The 14,075-nt window shown below is 66.5% G+C and carries 13 protein-coding genes and 2 pseudogenes; 12 read left to right on the top strand and 3 right to left on the bottom strand.

Annotated elements, in window-relative coordinates; genetic code table 11:
- From ACIIOY_RS16310 to ACIIOY_RS16340, 7 genes and pseudogenes are all read left to right on the top strand, one after another.
- Positions 1 to 642: pseudogene (locus ACIIOY_RS16310) on the top strand (hypothetical protein); the annotation flags it as partial.
- A gap of 36 nt (positions 643 to 678) precedes the next feature.
- Positions 679 to 891 carry a hypothetical protein gene (locus ACIIOY_RS16315; RefSeq protein WP_411035735.1) on the top strand — a complete coding sequence of 71 codons (213 nt, stop codon included), beginning with the start codon at positions 679 to 681 and terminating at the stop codon, positions 889 to 891.
- Complete coding sequence (locus tag ACIIOY_RS16320; RefSeq protein ID WP_411035736.1) at positions 891 to 2,081, top strand: pyocin knob domain-containing protein; 1,191 nt, start codon at positions 891 to 893, stop codon at positions 2,079 to 2,081. Before ACIIOY_RS16315 ends, ACIIOY_RS16320 begins: the two co-directional genes overlap by 1 nt.
- Before the next feature lie 15 nt (positions 2,082 to 2,096).
- The gene (locus ACIIOY_RS16325) at positions 2,097 to 2,459 is read left to right on the top strand and encodes a hypothetical protein (RefSeq protein WP_411035737.1); all 363 of its coding nucleotides are present in this window, start codon (positions 2,097 to 2,099) and stop codon (positions 2,457 to 2,459) included.
- Positions 2,443 to 2,868, top strand: coding sequence for a DUF4376 domain-containing protein (locus tag ACIIOY_RS16330; RefSeq protein ID WP_411035738.1), 426 nt, complete (start codon positions 2,443 to 2,445; stop codon positions 2,866 to 2,868). Before ACIIOY_RS16325 ends, ACIIOY_RS16330 begins: the two co-directional genes overlap by 17 nt.
- A gap of 140 nt (positions 2,869 to 3,008) precedes the next feature.
- Positions 3,009 to 3,805: pseudogene (locus tag ACIIOY_RS16335) on the top strand (DNA adenine methylase).
- 148 nt (positions 3,806 to 3,953) lie between these two features.
- On the top strand, positions 3,954 to 4,169 hold the full coding sequence (locus ACIIOY_RS16340; RefSeq protein ID WP_411035739.1) for a hypothetical protein: 216 nt from the start codon (positions 3,954 to 3,956) through the stop codon (positions 4,167 to 4,169).
- A 60-nt stretch (positions 4,170 to 4,229) separates the two neighbouring features.
- Here the strand turns inward: ACIIOY_RS16340 and ACIIOY_RS16345 are convergent, their stop codons facing one another.
- Complete coding sequence (locus ACIIOY_RS16345) at positions 4,230 to 4,742, bottom strand: hypothetical protein (protein ID WP_411035740.1); 513 nt, start codon at positions 4,740 to 4,742, stop codon at positions 4,230 to 4,232.
- 453 nt (positions 4,743 to 5,195) lie between these two features.
- Here ACIIOY_RS16345 and ACIIOY_RS16350 point away from each other — a divergent pair, with 453 nt between their 5' ends.
- On the top strand, positions 5,196 to 7,739 hold the full coding sequence (locus ACIIOY_RS16350) for a methyl-accepting chemotaxis protein (RefSeq protein WP_411035741.1): 2,544 nt from the start codon (positions 5,196 to 5,198) through the stop codon (positions 7,737 to 7,739).
- A gap of 152 nt (positions 7,740 to 7,891) precedes the next feature.
- Here the strand turns inward: ACIIOY_RS16350 and moaA are convergent, their stop codons facing one another.
- The gene (moaA, locus tag ACIIOY_RS16355; protein WP_411035871.1) at positions 7,892 to 8,878 is read right to left on the bottom strand and encodes a GTP 3',8-cyclase MoaA; all 987 of its coding nucleotides are present in this window, start codon (positions 8,876 to 8,878) and stop codon (positions 7,892 to 7,894) included.
- A gap of 200 nt (positions 8,879 to 9,078) precedes the next feature.
- Here moaA and ACIIOY_RS16360 point away from each other — a divergent pair, with 200 nt between their 5' ends.
- The 3 genes from ACIIOY_RS16360 to ACIIOY_RS16370 are packed head-to-tail and all read left to right on the top strand — an operon-like array spanning position 9,079 to position 12,547.
- Positions 9,079 to 9,453, top strand: a complete 375-nt coding sequence (locus ACIIOY_RS16360; RefSeq protein ID WP_411035742.1) for a gamma-butyrobetaine hydroxylase family protein — start codon at positions 9,079 to 9,081, stop codon at positions 9,451 to 9,453.
- A gap of 55 nt (positions 9,454 to 9,508) precedes the next feature.
- On the top strand, positions 9,509 to 11,332 hold the full coding sequence (locus tag ACIIOY_RS16365) for a monovalent cation:proton antiporter-2 (CPA2) family protein (RefSeq protein WP_411035743.1): 1,824 nt from the start codon (positions 9,509 to 9,511) through the stop codon (positions 11,330 to 11,332).
- Positions 11,333 to 11,335: 3 nt separating this feature from the next.
- Positions 11,336 to 12,547, top strand: a complete 1,212-nt coding sequence (locus ACIIOY_RS16370) for a low temperature requirement protein A (protein ID WP_411035744.1) — start codon at positions 11,336 to 11,338, stop codon at positions 12,545 to 12,547.
- Here the strand turns inward: ACIIOY_RS16370 and ACIIOY_RS16375 are convergent.
- Positions 12,544 to 13,017 (bottom strand): MarR family winged helix-turn-helix transcriptional regulator, encoded by a 474-nt coding sequence (locus ACIIOY_RS16375; RefSeq protein WP_411035745.1) that lies wholly within the window; start codon positions 13,015 to 13,017, stop codon positions 12,544 to 12,546. The two genes, ACIIOY_RS16370 and ACIIOY_RS16375, sit on opposite strands and share 4 nt — an antisense overlap.
- Before the next feature lie 47 nt (positions 13,018 to 13,064).
- Between ACIIOY_RS16375 and ACIIOY_RS16380 the strand changes: the two genes are divergently transcribed.
- Complete coding sequence (locus tag ACIIOY_RS16380) at positions 13,065 to 13,973, top strand: alpha/beta hydrolase (protein ID WP_411035746.1); 909 nt, start codon at positions 13,065 to 13,067, stop codon at positions 13,971 to 13,973.
- Positions 13,974 to 14,075: the final 102 nt, after the last annotated feature.

Here is a 14,075-nt window from a genome sequence, read left to right on the forward strand (position 1 = left end):
GCCGTTCCGAGCGACAGCACCGGCATCAATGTCGACTACACCTTCGAAGGCAGCAAGATCGTCTTCATCAACAACGGTGTGTCCTGTCGGGCGCGCTTCATCCTCTTCGGCGCCGATGCCAGCGCACCGACGTCCGGCAGCTACAACGTGCTGCGGCATTACCAGCACGGCGGCGAGCGGCATATCCAGTTCCTTCGGCCCGGCGCCGGCGACCCGCCGTCGTGGTCGGACGTCATCCTCGATACCCGTCGCCCGGTCATCCAGATCCTGCAAGAGGGCTATCTGACCGTGCCTGTTGGCATCGGCGTTGCGCAGACCATCACCTATGACGCGACCGGCTTCTTCCCGCTCATCAAGTTCTCCACCCACCACGGCTCCGGGCATAGCTGGTCCATGGGGGTGCGGGAGCCGCTGGTCAAGCGGCTGCTTCCCAACCAGTTCGGCAACGACACGCAGGCCGCAGGGGACAGCTCCCACTGCGAATACAACTACCAGCAGGCGACCTTCTACACCAACCGCGGCGCTCCGGTGAACCGGTACTGGCGAACGTCCGGCGGCCAGCGCGAAGCAGTGCGGGTGTTCGATACGTCCCCCATCCTCGGAATTAGGTACTACGTCCTCGGCATTCCGGTCGCGGACTGACAGGAGATCGACCATGTCCACACCAGGAGCCACGTTATGAGCCAGGTTCAAATTTCACCCCACGTGGAAGTGCAGGAGCTGCGGGCGATCGAAGCCTCGCTGCGCAACCGCAACCTCCTCCTGGCCCAGGCAGTCGACGAGGCGCGAACGCTGCTTGCCGAGAAGGAGGCACAGCTCGCCTCCGTCATCGAAGAACTGGAGCGGCTGAAGGCGCTCACCGAAACGCCCGTTGAAGAAAGGAGCGCATGATGGCCGTCGCAATCCCCTACAACACCGGCACCGCATCGGTTAACGCCGGTTCGACCACTGTTGCCGGTCAGGGCACGACCTGGCTGGCAAGCGGCATCCGGCCGGGAGACCTGTTCTGGGCGGCGGGCCTCTCCGTGCGGATCGCCGCAGTCAACAGCAACACGAGCCTGACGCTCGCCTATCCCTGGCCCGGGGCGAACCAGTCGGCGTCCGCCTACGAAATCCGCCTGACGCCGGAGGGCGAGCTGGTCTATGCCGCAAGCCGCCGGATGCTGACAGAACTGGAAAGCGGGGGGCTTTCGCCGCTCTCGGGCCTTACGCCGGCTGCCAACAAGATGCTGCTGTACACCGGCGCAGCCACCGCGACGCTGATCGATGCGACGACGCAGGCTCAGACATTGCTTTCGGGCACCGCGCTCAGCCGGTCCGGCACCAACTACACCCTTGACGGCCGGCTCCTCGGACAGGCCGTCACACAGAGCCAGACAGACACGACCGGCGGGCGGCTGATGAAGACCAACGACTTCGGTCTCGGCTACGCGATCACTCTGACGGCGGCCGACAACCTCGACAACCTGACGGCAAGCGGCCTTTACTACAATCCGACCGGCGCCAACACGACCGGCAACAACTACCCGATCAGCTCGGCCGGCGCGCTATACGTCTGCTACAGTCAGACCAACAGGCACACGCAGATGTTCGTGTCGTATGGGGGAAACTCTACGGCGGCAGGTCTTAGCACCTTCATTCGCAGCTATGGCAATTCCGGGTGGACGCCGTGGTGCGAGATTATCCATCAGGGAACCATTCTCAGGCCCGTCGGCCAGTCGGGCGGCGTTCCGACCGGCGGCGTCATGCAGCGCGGCAGCAATGCCAACGGCGACTGGGTGAAGTTCGCTGACGGGACGCAGATTGCCACGAGCAGTGTCACCGCAACCTACGACATAAACACGGCAGCAGGTTCTGCCTATGTCTCAGCCGTTATCGGCCTGTCGCTGCCCATAAACTTCCTCTCCCTCGCAACGACGTCCGTGTCGATTTCGCCGGACCAGCTCGCCGTGGGCAATATCTGGGTTGGCTTCCAGCGGGCATCGGCCGTCGGCGCGGCGCAGTGCCGTCTCATGGCGTCGTCGTCGCTGGCGGGGCAGACGGTCGGGCTTAAGATCACTGCGGTCGGCCGCTGGTTCTAGGAAAGGAGCATAGCAATGATCATCAACCTTTCGCCGCTCTATGACGGGCCGCCCGTCGAGATCGTCAAGTCGGGTGACTGCCTCTGGATCAACGGCGAGGAATTCGACTTCTCGGACCTTCCGGAAGGAGCCGAGATCGCCGACTTCGTGGTGCCCTGCGACTTTATCCGTGGCCCCATCACACGCCAGGGCGGGCACGTCGTCCTTACCATCCGGCTACCATACTCGGGGGAAAACCCCTCCGCAGCCGTGACGCACCCCGCGCCGATCGTCGATCCGCCGGACGGCCTTGTTGTCCTGCCGGCAGACGAGCCGGAGGCCGAAGAATTCATCGATCCGCCGCAGGTAGAGGAGGTTGCCAATGACGTGGAAGCTTGAACCATCAATGTACATCACGGCCGAGGCAAAGGCGCGCGATGCCAAGCTCGCCGCGATCTCCGCTCGCGTCGCCGGCCTCCTTGCTGCCGGATACCCTGCCGGCGGCGGACTGCACGTCGCTCTCGACGATGCCAGCCGCGCCGACATGGGCGCTATGGCCACCACGGCCGTCGCGGCGGCCGGCGGCGGCGTGCCCTGGCCGGAAAGCTACCAGACTGGGTGGATCGCGATCGAGAATGTACGCATCCCTCTTGCGACACCTGCCGATGGCCTCGCGCTCGCCGCCAGCGTCGGCGATTACTACGCGCAGATCCGACAGCACGGCCGGACCCTGAAGGATGCCGTGCTCGCGGCCGAGGACGTCGCCGGCATCGCGGCCGTCGACATCGAAACGGGCTGGCCGGCTTAGCCGGGCGGCCGAGGCGCGGAAACGCCTCAAGCGACGGGCCTTGATTGGCGTCCAGTCCCGTCCGACAGCCGAATTGCACAACCGTCGCACCCGTGCCCTGCAGGGCGGGAGACATGTGACTGAGTCGTGAGCTATTTGAAATGGTGAATTTGCAGCCGGTCGCCCCGGTCTCTCCCGCCGCTCCCTATATCGGCGGCAAGCGCGTGCTTTCGAAGGTCATAATCCGCCGCATCAACGCCACGCCGCACGACGGCTATGCGGAGCCCTTCGTCGGCATGGGCGGCATCTTCCTTCGCCGCACCATGCAGCCGCGCATGGAGGCGATCAATGACATCAGCGGGGACGTCGCAAACCTCTTCCGCATCCTCCAGCGCCACTATCCGCAGTTCATGGAGACGCTACGGTTCCAGATCACGAGCCGGCGGGAATACGAGCGTCTGGTCAAGGTCGATCCCTCGACCCTGACCGACCTCGAACGGGCGGCGCGTTTCCTCTACCTCCAGCGCCTGGCCTTCGGCGGCAAGGTCTCCGGCCGCAACTTCGGGGTGGTCAAGGCAGGAGGCGCAGGTTCAACCTTTTGAAGCTCGCGCCGCTGCTGGAGGACATCCACGAGCGCCTGGCCGGCGTCGTCATCGAATGCCTGCCCTGGCGGACCTTCATCGAGCGCTACGACCGGCCGGGCATGCTCTTCTATCTCGATCCGCCCTATTGGGGCAGCGAGGGCGACTACGGCAAGGCAGTATTCGGCCGGGAGGAATTCGCCGAGATGGCCGACGTCTTGAAGGGCATTCGAGGCACCTTCATCCTGTCCTTGAACGCCGTTCGAGGCGTCTTCGAAACCTTCAAGGACTTCTCGATCGAGGAGGTCGATTGCACCTATACGGTCAGCGGCAAGGGGCGAGCCAGCGCCGTGAAGGAGGTGCTGATCGGGCCGTGATCGGCCGCGAACAAAAGTGTTGCTCGACGTCGGTCGACCAACGGCCGCAGCCGGAAAAGCGATTCGCGTCCCGGCGATCAAAGCACTGGCATTGCTCGATGCGCGGGCGGCTTCGAGCGAAGGTGTCGCCATCGACAAGGAGGCACACATGAACGACCGAAACCCCGCCATCACGCAGATCATCAAGGCCATGCAGCGCGATGCGGAGGACCTCATGAACCAGATCGATCTTGCGGCCGGCGACATCGGAGAAGGAAGGCGGAACGGAGCGATCGGCGCCCTGGCGCCGGTCGACGCAACCCTGGAGCGGCTGTCCTCGCTTCTGGCTGCGGCGCGGGCGATCCACCGCATGACGCCGCTCTAAGCCAGAGCCGAGCACGAAGAGCGCCAAAGCCCTGCGGTGAGAGCCGCAGGGCTTTTCGGTCTAGCGAGGCAGTTTGACCAGTTCGAGCTCGATCTTCGGGTTTGCACGGCCGGCTTCCTCGCAGAGAGTGCAGGTGAGTTTTTCCTCGATCAGCGCCAGGGAGAACGATTTCCACTTTGCTACCGGCGGCGCGTACCTATCGAGTTTTCGGGAGCGACCGCAGCTGCAGCGAGCTTCGATGCCGTACCATTGCGGCAGGTCTTCAAGCGCGATGCTCTTGTAGCTGGTGTCCCGGCCGGGACCGGAGCCGACGTCGTCATCGGTCGGCACCTTCGCTGCACTGATCACGAAGTGCGCGTTCTTTCTGATCAGGTAGCGGCCTGGGTACGCCTTTATCGCCTCCGGCCAGGCCTGGCACTGGATGATCCACAAGGACGTGCGCAGGCAGATGCCGATCAGCTCGCCGCCCTCACGGTTCCAAACCTCAATGGTGTAGTTGTCTTCTGCCTGTAGTCCCTTCGCCTCCGGCGTCGGGCCACCCAGCAATGTTTCACGCGGTCGATCGGAGCACACGTATCCTCACCGTCTACCCCCTGTGGTTTCGTTTATGGTCGCCGCGCGGGAGGAAATAGGGGGAGGCAGAGCTGCCGTCAACCGACGCCATTTTGCTGCCACATGATCTTGCGCGGCGTGCCATTCGATTTTGCGCGCTACACGAGGGGGCCGGTTGCCGAAAGAAGGGGCGGATGGGCGGATTTTGGGCAGAAAAGTATGACCAATTCGGCGCAACAGCTTGAATTACTGCCGCTTTGGCGAAGGGTTTCATTAAGTTTCCCCACCTATCGTTGCGTTATCCCAATGAGCGATCGCATGATGCGACGGGTGAGGGCGTGCCGCCTGGTGGAAGATCGGCCGAGCCCCGACAGTGCAAGGACGGCCGCGCTCGCGATGGCGAGTCCGAGCGGCCGCTCGGCTTTGAGAAGCACCCGAGGGGATCTTTGGTCGTCATAAAACGTCGGGGAACCCATGTCCTTCATCGACCGCCTGCTCCAGCAGCGCCGCATCGTCACCAAGGTGCTGCTGTTCGTCATCCCTCTCGTCGCGCTGATCGCGGGCATCGGCCTCGTCGGCTATTTCACGGCGAGCACGCTGAACGGCCACATGACGGTCACGCGCGAGACGATCAACAGCCTGTCGCATTTCCAGAACCTGCGCACCGGGTTGCAGGACTTCGTGGACAGGCCGGGCGAAGAGACCCGCGATGCGCTGAGCGCGCGGATCGACGAGCAGGAGGCCGGCATCCGCGATCTCGACGCCCTGCTGCCCGACGCGGCGGAGAAGGCGAAGATCGCCTCCGTCGTGGCGCTCGCCGCGACCATGCGCAGCCAGACCGAGACGCTCTGGACGATCGACCAGGAACGCAACGCCGTGACCGCCGGCCTGGAGGGCGCGCTGGCGGCGATGGCCAAGGACGGCGAATTCGCCGAAAAGCAGATCGGCGTCATCCGCAGCGAATCGGGCGAGAAGGAAGCCTTCGCCAAGGCGCTGCTCTTCGACGCCGCGGCCTACCAGGGGCTTGCCGAGCGCATCGGCAAGTTCCGCAAGCCCGTCGCGCTGGCGATGAAGCCGGAAGACAAGGTCAAGGCGGCCGAGACCTACCTGCCGCAGCTCCTGAAGCAGCTCGGCGAATCCAAGGCGATCGCCTCGCAGAAGGCGCTGGCGCAGATCGCGCCCTTCGAGGCGGAGATCGCCAAGGTGAAGGAAATCCTCGCCGGCGGCGAGGATGCCGAAACCAAGAAGACCAAGTTCGTGCCGGTGCTGACCAAGCTCGCCAAGTTCGACGCGGATTTCCTCAAGGAGGCGGGCAAGAATTCCGACACCGCCGCCAAGCGCTTCGTCGGCATGGATGCCGAGATCGCGCTGCTCAAGACGCTGATCACCCTGATGGGCGATACCTTCAAGGGCATCGACGAGACGCGCCTCCACATCAGCGAACTGCACCGCAAGCTGGACCAGGCAAGCCGCGACGCCGTGCTGGCCGACGTCAAGGCCGTGTCCGCGAGCGCTGCCGAGCTTGCCAAGCTCGGCGGGAAGAATGCGGCGCTGCGCGATCTTTCCGCCAAGCTCGCGCCCTCGCTCGAAAGGATCGAGAAGGGCACGCAGGACCTCATCTCCGTCGGCGAGAAGTGGCAGGCGGCGCGTGCAGCGGCCTATGCCTCGGTCGCCGATGCCAGCCAGACGCTCGAGCAGTTCGTCTCCAGCGCCCAGGAAGCCGGCAAGAAGGACAGCCAGCGCTCGGCCAACGTCTCCATCATCGCGATGGTCGCCGGCACGCTGCTGGCCATCATCGGCGGCCTGATGCTCGTCGAGACGCTGCGCGGCCCGCTGAAGCGCGTGACCGAAGCCATGTCGCGGCTCGCCAGCGGCGACCTCGACATCTCCATCGACGGACGCAACCGCGGCGACGAGATCGGCGACATGGTGCGCTCGGTCGCCGTCTTCCGCGACGCGGCGCTGGAAAACATCCGCCTGGAGCGGGAGGCGGAAGCCCAGCGCCAGCTGACGGCCGAGGAGCAGGCACGCCGCGCCAGCGAGCGCGCCCGCATCGAGGCGGAACAGACCGAGGCGCTCACCGCGCTGTCCGAAGTCCTCGGCCAGCTCGCCGCCGGCAACCTCGAAGAGAGCATGACGGAGGCGCTGGCCGCCGAGTACGTCGCCATGGCCCGCACCTACAACAACGCGGTCGAGGCCCTGCGCGCGACCCTTTCGGACGTGCGCGCCACGACGATGGAGATCAACGGCGGGGCGGGGAACCTCGCCGCTTCCGCCGACGACCTCGCCCGCCGCACGGAGCAGCAGGCGGCGGCGCTGGAGGAGAGCTCGCGGGCGCTGCGCCAGCTCACGGAGATCGTGCGCTCGACGGCCGAAAGCGCGCAGCAGACCGCCGTCTCGGTCGACGAGACGCACAGCTACGCCCGGCGTTCCGGCGAGGTGGTGGCGAAGGCCGTCGACGCCATGGGGGAGATCAACAGGTCATCGGAGAAGATCAGCACGATCATCGGCGTCATCGACGAGATCGCCTTCCAGACGAACCTCCTGGCGCTGAACGCCGGCGTCGAGGCCGCCCGGGCCGGGGAGGCGGGCCGCGGCTTTGCGGTCGTGGCGCAGGAGGTGCGCGAGCTCGCCCAGCGCTGCGCGGGGGCGGCCCGCGAGATCAAGGGGCTCATCTCCGACAGCTCGTCGCAGGTCAGGAACGGCGTCGCGCTCGTCACGGAGACCGGTGAGGCGCTGACGGTGATCAACCAGCACATCTCGTCGATCCACGCCCTGGTGGGCAAGATCGAGGCGGCCGCGGCCGCCCAGTACGAGGGCATCAACGAGGTGAACCAGGCGGTGCACCAAGTCGAGCTCATCACGCAGCAGAACGCGGCGATGGTGGAGGAGAACACGGCCGAGATCCACGGCCTGCGCCGCCGCGTCGAAATCCTCAACCAGAAGATCGACCACTTCAAGACGCGCGACGCCGATGCGCGGCCGGAGGGCGTTCACGGACAGACCTACGCGGCTTGAGGGGGCGGCTCTTCAGCAAGAGGGGCCGGGGGCAAAGGCGGCCGGGCGAAAGCCCGGCCGTTTTCGTTGGAGACCTTCACCCCGCCTATCGTCGTCCCCGGCCTTGAGATGGTGCCGGCCGGGCCTACCCCGGCGGGCGGCAATCGGGCGGATCAGCCGCCCGTCACGCTCATGTGGCGGGCGACGGCGGGGCGGTTGCGGCGGTCGATGACGAAATCGTGGCCCTTCGGCTTGCGGCCGATCGCCTCGTCGATCGCCTGGGAGAGCAGGGCGTCGTCTTCCGACGCGCGCAGCGGCAGGCGCAGGTCCGCCGCATCGTTCTGGCCGAGGCACATGTAGAGCGTGCCGGTGCAGGTGAGGCGGACGCGGTTGCAGCTTTCGCAGAAATTGTGCGTCATCGGCGTGATGAAGCCGAGGCGGCCGCCGGTCTCGGCGACCGTGACGTAGCGCGCCGGCCCGCCGGTGCGGTAGGCGTTGTCGGTCAGGGTGAATTCGTCTTCCAGGCGCGCGCGCATCTCGGAAAGAGGCATGTAGCGGTCGGTGCGGTCTTCCTCGATCTCGCCCATCGGCATGGTCTCGATGAGGGTGAGGTCCATGCCGCGGCCGTGCGCCCAGCGCATCAGCTCGGGGATCTCGCGGTCGTTGAAGTCCTTGAGCGCCACGGCGTTGATCTTGATCTTCAGGCCGGCCGCCTGCGCCGCGTCGATGCCGTCCATGACCTTGGAAAGGTCGCCCCAGCGGGTGATGGTCCGGAATTTCTGCGCATCGAGCGTGTCGAGGGAGACGTTGATGCGGCGCACGCCGCAGTCGGCGAGCTCGGCCGCGTGCCTTGCGAGCTGCGAGCCGTTCGTGGTGAGCGTCAGCTCGTCGAGGCGGCCTTCGTGCACGTGCCGGCCGAGCTCGCGCACCAGATGCATGATGTTCTTGCGCACCAGCGGCTCGCCGCCGGTAAGCCTGAGCTTGCGCACGCCCTTGGCGATGAAGGCGGAACAGAGCCTGTTCAGCTCCTCCAGCGTCAGGAGGTCCTTCTTCGGCAGGAAGGTCATGTTCTCCGCCATGCAGTAGGTGCAGCGGAAGTCGCAGCGGTCGGTCACGGATACGCGCAGATAGGTGATCGCGCGCCCGAAGGGGTCGATCATCGGCGTGTCGGATTGCGCGATCGCCTTCGCGCCGTTCCAGGGACCTGCATACGAGTTCAAGAAACATCCTCCATGACCGACATGTCGTGCGCCGGGCACGCGGCGTCAAGCCGGTGCTGTGATTATGACAGCATTTTCCGCCTTGCACATCCCCGGCTTGCGGCATAGTCCTTCGCGAAATCCTATGGAAAGGAAACGGCATGAGCGACCTTTGGCCGACCGAGCTGCGCGTGTCCAAGGACCGGCAGCGCCTCGTCGTGACCTTCAACGACGGGGCGAGCTTCGACCTTTCCGCCGAGATGCTGCGCGTGCTTTCCCCGTCCGCCGAGGTGCAGGGCCACGGTCCGGGGCAGAAGGTGACGGTGCCGGGAAAACGCAACGTCGCCATCATCTCCATGACGCCGACGGGCAACTATGCCGTGCGCATCGGCTTCGACGACTTCCACGATACCGGCATCTATACCTGGTCCTATCTCAGGGAACTGGGGGAAAAGGGGGCGGAGCTCTTTGCCGAATACGAGCGCGAGCTTGCGGAGAAGGGCATGAGCCGCGATATTTCGGAAAAGCCGCGATAACCTGTTGGACTGCCTGCCGGAGGCCGCGTCCACCCAGAGAGAACGGGAGATGCCCTTGGCCGCAGAGGCGAATGCAAACGATCTGACGCAGGTTGTCGTGCTGCTGGCGGCGGGCGTGGCGGCCGTGCCGGTCTTCAAGAAGATCGGGCTCGGCTCGGTGCTCGGCTACCTGGCGGCGGGGCTTGCGATCGGCCCCTTCGGGCTCGGCTTCTTCTCCGACCCGCAGGCGATCATCCATGTCGCCGAACTCGGCGTGGTGATGTTCCTCTTCCTCATCGGCCTGGAAATGCAGCCGTCCAGGCTCTGGGGCATGCGCAGGGATATTTTCGGCCTGGGGGCGTTCCAGGTGCTCGGCGCCATCGCGGCGCTGACCGGCATCGGCCTTTCCTTCGGCTTCCCGCTCGTTCCCTCCTTCGTCGCCGGCACCGGCTTCGTGCTCACCTCCACCGCCATCGTCATGCAGATGCTGCAGGAGCGCGGCACGCTCTCGACGCTGAAGGGCCAGCGCATCATCGCGATCCTGCTGTTCGAGGACCTCGCCATCGTGCCGCTGCTCGCCATCGTCGCGCTGCTCGGCACGGGCGCGGCGGCGGCGGATGCCTCCGACCGCTGGCTCTCGATCGGCATCGCCGTCGGCGCGCTCGTGGCGCTGGTGTTGGCGGGACGGTACCTGCTCAATCCGCTCTTCCGCGTGCTCGCGGCCTCCGGCGCGCGCGAGGTGATGACGGCGGCGGCGCTCTTGGTGGTGCTGGGCTCGGCGCTCGCCATGCAGCTTTCCGGCCTCTCCATGGCCATGGGCGCCTTCCTCGCCGGCGTGCTGCTTTCCGAATCGAGCTTCCGCCATCAGCTCGAAGCGGACATCGAGCCGTTCCGCGGCATCCTGCTCGGCCTGTTCTTCCTCGGCGTCGGAATGGCGATCGACCTATCGGTCATCGCCGCGAACTGGCCGCTCGTGGTGGCGAGCGTCGCCGGCTACATGGTGGCGAAGACGCTGCTGATCTACGTCGTCGCCCGGCTGCTCGGCACCTGCCACCGCGAGAGCCTGGAGCGCGCGGTGCTGATGGCGCAGGGCGGCGAATTCGCCTTCGTGCTCTATGCGGCGGCCGTCTCGGCCGGCATCCTCGACGGTAAGGAGAACGCCATCCTGACGGCGACCATCATCATCTCGATGGTCCTGACGCCGCTGATGGTCATCCTGCACGACCGGCTGGTGCCGAAGCAGCAGCCGTCCACGGAAGGGCTGGCGCTGCCGGAGAACGTCGAGGGCACGGTGCTGATGATCGGCTTCGGCCGCTTCGGACAGATCGTCAGCCAGCCGTTGCTGGCCCGCGGCTACACGCTCTCGCTGATCGACAAGGATGCCGAGTTCGTGCGCGACGCCTCGGACTTCGGCTTCAAGGTCTATTACGGCGACGGCGCGCGCATCGACATCCTGCATGCCGCCGGCGCGGCGACCGCCAAGGCGATCCTCATCTGCCTCGACGACAAGGAGGCCGCCGTGAAGATCGCCGAGGTGGTGCGCGAGGAATTCCCGCTCGTGCCGATCCTGGCGCGCGCCTACGACCGCGGCCATGCGATCGACCTCGTGCATGCCGGCGTCGACTACCAGATCCGCGAAACCTTCGAATCGGCCTTGCTCTTCAGCCGCGAGACGCTGAAGGCGCTCGGCGAGGACGAGGACGTCGCCGCCGAGGTGGTGGAGGAGTTCCGCGACGTCGACCGGGAGCGCCTGGCGCTCGAGACCGTGGGCGGCATCTATGCCGGCCGCCAGCTCATCCGCGGCAATGCGCAGCCGGCCGACCTCGTGGCGGCCCGCACGGCGCGGGAGCGCGCGGCGGAGGAGGAGCGCCTGCTCCACGCGCAGGAAGAGGCCGGCTGAGGGATGACGGAAGAGGACGACCAGCGTTTCGCCCGATCGGCTTGCCTGCGCACGCGCGGCACCGCGCAGGAAGGCAAGGTGGCGTTCGCCGAGCTCTTCTTCGACCTCGTCTTCGTGTTGACGATCATCCAGCTTTCCCATTCGCTGGCCGCGCACTATTCGCTGCTCGGCCTCGTCGAGGCGGCGGTGCTGATGCTGGCGGTCTGGTGGGTGTGGATCTACACGACCTGGGCGACGAACTGGCTCGATCCCGACAAGGCGCCGGTGCGCATCCTGCTCTTCGTGCTGATGTTCCTCGGCCTGATGCTGTCGATCGCCATCCCGACCGCCTTCGGCGTCGGCGGTTTCCTCTTCGCGCTTACCTATGTCGCCATGCAGATCGGCCGCTCGGCCTTCACCGCCTACGTGATGCGGCGGGACTGGCCGGAGAACAGCCTGAACTTCACCCGCATCACGGCCTGGACGGCGTTTGCCGCCGTGTTCTGGCTGGCGGGCGGCCTTGCCGGGGACGAGGCGCGGCTGGCGCTCTGGCTGCTCGCGCTCGCCATCGAATACGCCTCGCCGGCGCTCGGCTTTCCCGTGCCGGGCCTCGGGCGCTCGAAGGCGAGCGACTGGCAGGTCTCGGGCGCGCATATGGCGGAACGCTGCGCGCTCTTCGTCATCATCTGCCTCGGCGAGACGATCCTCGTCACCGGCCGCACGGTCGCCGGCATGGAACTGCTCGACGGCTTCACGATCATCCTACTGGCCACCGCCTTCCTCTCCACCGCGACCATGTGGTGGATCTACTTCCGCTTCGGCCATGGCGAGGCGGCGCACCTGATCGAGCATTCGGCGACGCCGGGGCGAATCGCGCGGCTCGCCTTCACCTATGCCCATATCCCGATCGTCGCCGGCATCGTGCTTTCGGCGGTGGCGGAGGAATTCGCGCTCGACCACCCGCACGGGGACGTCGACATAAAGACGGCGAGCGCCATCATCGGCGGGCCCGTCGTCTTCCTCCTCGGCAATATCTGGTTCAAGGCGGCGATCCGCGGCCGCTGGCCCCTGTCGCACCTCGCCGGCATCGGCGCGCTGCTGGCGCTTTGCCTGATCGTGCCGATCGTCCAGCCCTACCAGCTCTTCATCGCCGCCGCCGCGGTGCTCTTCGGCGTGGCGCTGTGGGAGTTCCTGGCGCTGAAATCGACGCGGGCGGACGACGTCGCGACGGTCTAGGATTCGTCCTCGTCCGTCTCCATCGTCTGGAGGATGCCGATGATGTCCTCCATGGCTTCCGCCACCTGGAGGCAGCGGTCGGCGGGCGTCTGCGACATGATGCGGTCGATGAGGCCGGTCTGGATGGCCATCGCCTGTTCGGTCAGGGCACGGCCGGCCTCCGTCAGCGACAGGCGCAGCACGCGCTTGTCCTTCGCATCGGGCCTGCGCGCGATCAGGCCGCGCCTTTCGAGCTGCGGCAGCAGCATGCTCATGTTCGAGCGGCCGACGAGCAGCTTTCGCGCCAGCTCCTGCTGGGAAATGCCGTCGAAGCGGTAGAGGTTGATCAGGATGTCGAGGTGCGGCGTCTTGATGTCGAGGCCGGCGATCGCCTTCGTCATCGCCTGCTGCATGAGCTGGCAGGCGCGCGCCACGCCGACCCAGCTGCGAAAGCGCGGATGATCCCAGGGGAAGGCTTGATTTTTGTTCATCGTTGTACTTTATTGTTCAGCATTGAACATTTTTATGGATTCCCAATATGGCATCCTTTGGCTTGAAGGTCATCCGGCTCGCGCTTGCCGGCGTTTCCGCGGTTTCCCCCCGGGCGGCCGGCCGCGCCGCCTTCCGTCTCTTCGCGACGACGCCCGGCCGCCGGCCGCGCACGGCGAAGGAGAAGGAGCTGTTCGCCCGGTCCGAGGGCTGGATGCGCCAAGCGCAGCGGGTGGAGCTTTCCTTTGCCGGGGGCAGGGCGGTCGCGCACCGCTTCGCGGCGCGTCCCTGCGAGGCTTTCACCGGCCGCGTCCTTGTCGTGCACGGCTGGGGCTCGCGGGCGGCCTACCTCACGGCGCTGACGGAGAGGCTGGTGGCGGCCGGGCACGAGGTCGTCGCGCTCGACCTGCCGGGCCACGGGGCTTCGCGCGGGCGCACGCTGACGCTGCCGATGGCCGTCAAGGCGATCGATGCGGCCTGGCGGCGTTTCGGCGGCTTCGACTATTTCTGCGGCCATTCCTTCGGCGGGGCGGCGCTCGCCTGCGCGGCGAGCGGCCTGGTGCCGTCCGTGCCCGCCCATCGTCCGCGCCGGCTCGTGACCATCGGCTCGCCGAGCGAGATGACATGGCTGTTCAAGGACCTGGGGCGCGTTCTGAAGCTCGCTCCCGAGGCGCAGGCGGCGCTGGAAAGCCATGTGGAACGGATCGCCGGCGCGCCGCTTTCGGCTTTCGACGCGGCCAACGGGGCCGGGCGGCTCGACACGCCGATGCTGGTCGTCCACGCGGAGGACGACAAGGAGGTGCCGGCGCTGCATGCCCGCCGCTATGCCGCGGCCGGGCCGAACGTCACGCTCGAATGGGCGAACGGCTTCGGCCACCGCCGCATCGTCTCGGCCGAGCCGGTGATCGACCGCATCGTGGATTTCCTTGCCGAGGACGGGCGGCGCATCGCCGCCTGACCGGCTTTTCCGTCTTGACCCTGTCATGCGGGGGTGCGATGCGCCGGCAAGGGGCAGGCACCATGTGGTGAGGAAGCGAATATCTTGCCGCTCCGGCCCGTC

It is taken from the genome of Shinella agrisoli, from assembly GCF_046557955.1.
Lineage (GTDB): Bacteria > Pseudomonadota > Alphaproteobacteria > Rhizobiales > Rhizobiaceae > Shinella.

Coding starts and splice junctions, on each gene's coding strand:
- ACIIOY_RS16330 (WP_411035738.1), top strand. CDS start 2,443: ATGACGTGGAAGCTTGAACCATCAATGTACATCACGGCCGAGGCAAAG.
- ACIIOY_RS16320 (WP_411035736.1), top strand. CDS start 891: ATGGCCGTCGCAATCCCCTACAACACCGGCACCGCATCGGTTAACGCC.
- ACIIOY_RS16380 (WP_411035746.1), top strand. CDS start 13,065: ATGGCATCCTTTGGCTTGAAGGTCATCCGGCTCGCGCTTGCCGGCGTT.
- ACIIOY_RS16315 (WP_411035735.1), top strand. CDS start 679: ATGAGCCAGGTTCAAATTTCACCCCACGTGGAAGTGCAGGAGCTGCGG.
- ACIIOY_RS16375 (WP_411035745.1), bottom strand. CDS start 13,017: ATGAACAAAAATCAAGCCTTCCCCTGGGATCATCCGCGCTTTCGCAGC.
- ACIIOY_RS16350 (WP_411035741.1), top strand. CDS start 5,196: ATGTCCTTCATCGACCGCCTGCTCCAGCAGCGCCGCATCGTCACCAAG.
- ACIIOY_RS16340 (WP_411035739.1), top strand. CDS start 3,954: ATGAACGACCGAAACCCCGCCATCACGCAGATCATCAAGGCCATGCAG.
- moaA (WP_411035871.1), bottom strand. CDS start 8,878: ATGATCGACCCCTTCGGGCGCGCGATCACCTATCTGCGCGTATCCGTG.
- ACIIOY_RS16325 (WP_411035737.1), top strand. CDS start 2,097: ATGATCATCAACCTTTCGCCGCTCTATGACGGGCCGCCCGTCGAGATC.
- ACIIOY_RS16370 (WP_411035744.1), top strand. CDS start 11,336: ATGACGGAAGAGGACGACCAGCGTTTCGCCCGATCGGCTTGCCTGCGC.
- ACIIOY_RS16360 (WP_411035742.1), top strand. CDS start 9,079: ATGAGCGACCTTTGGCCGACCGAGCTGCGCGTGTCCAAGGACCGGCAG.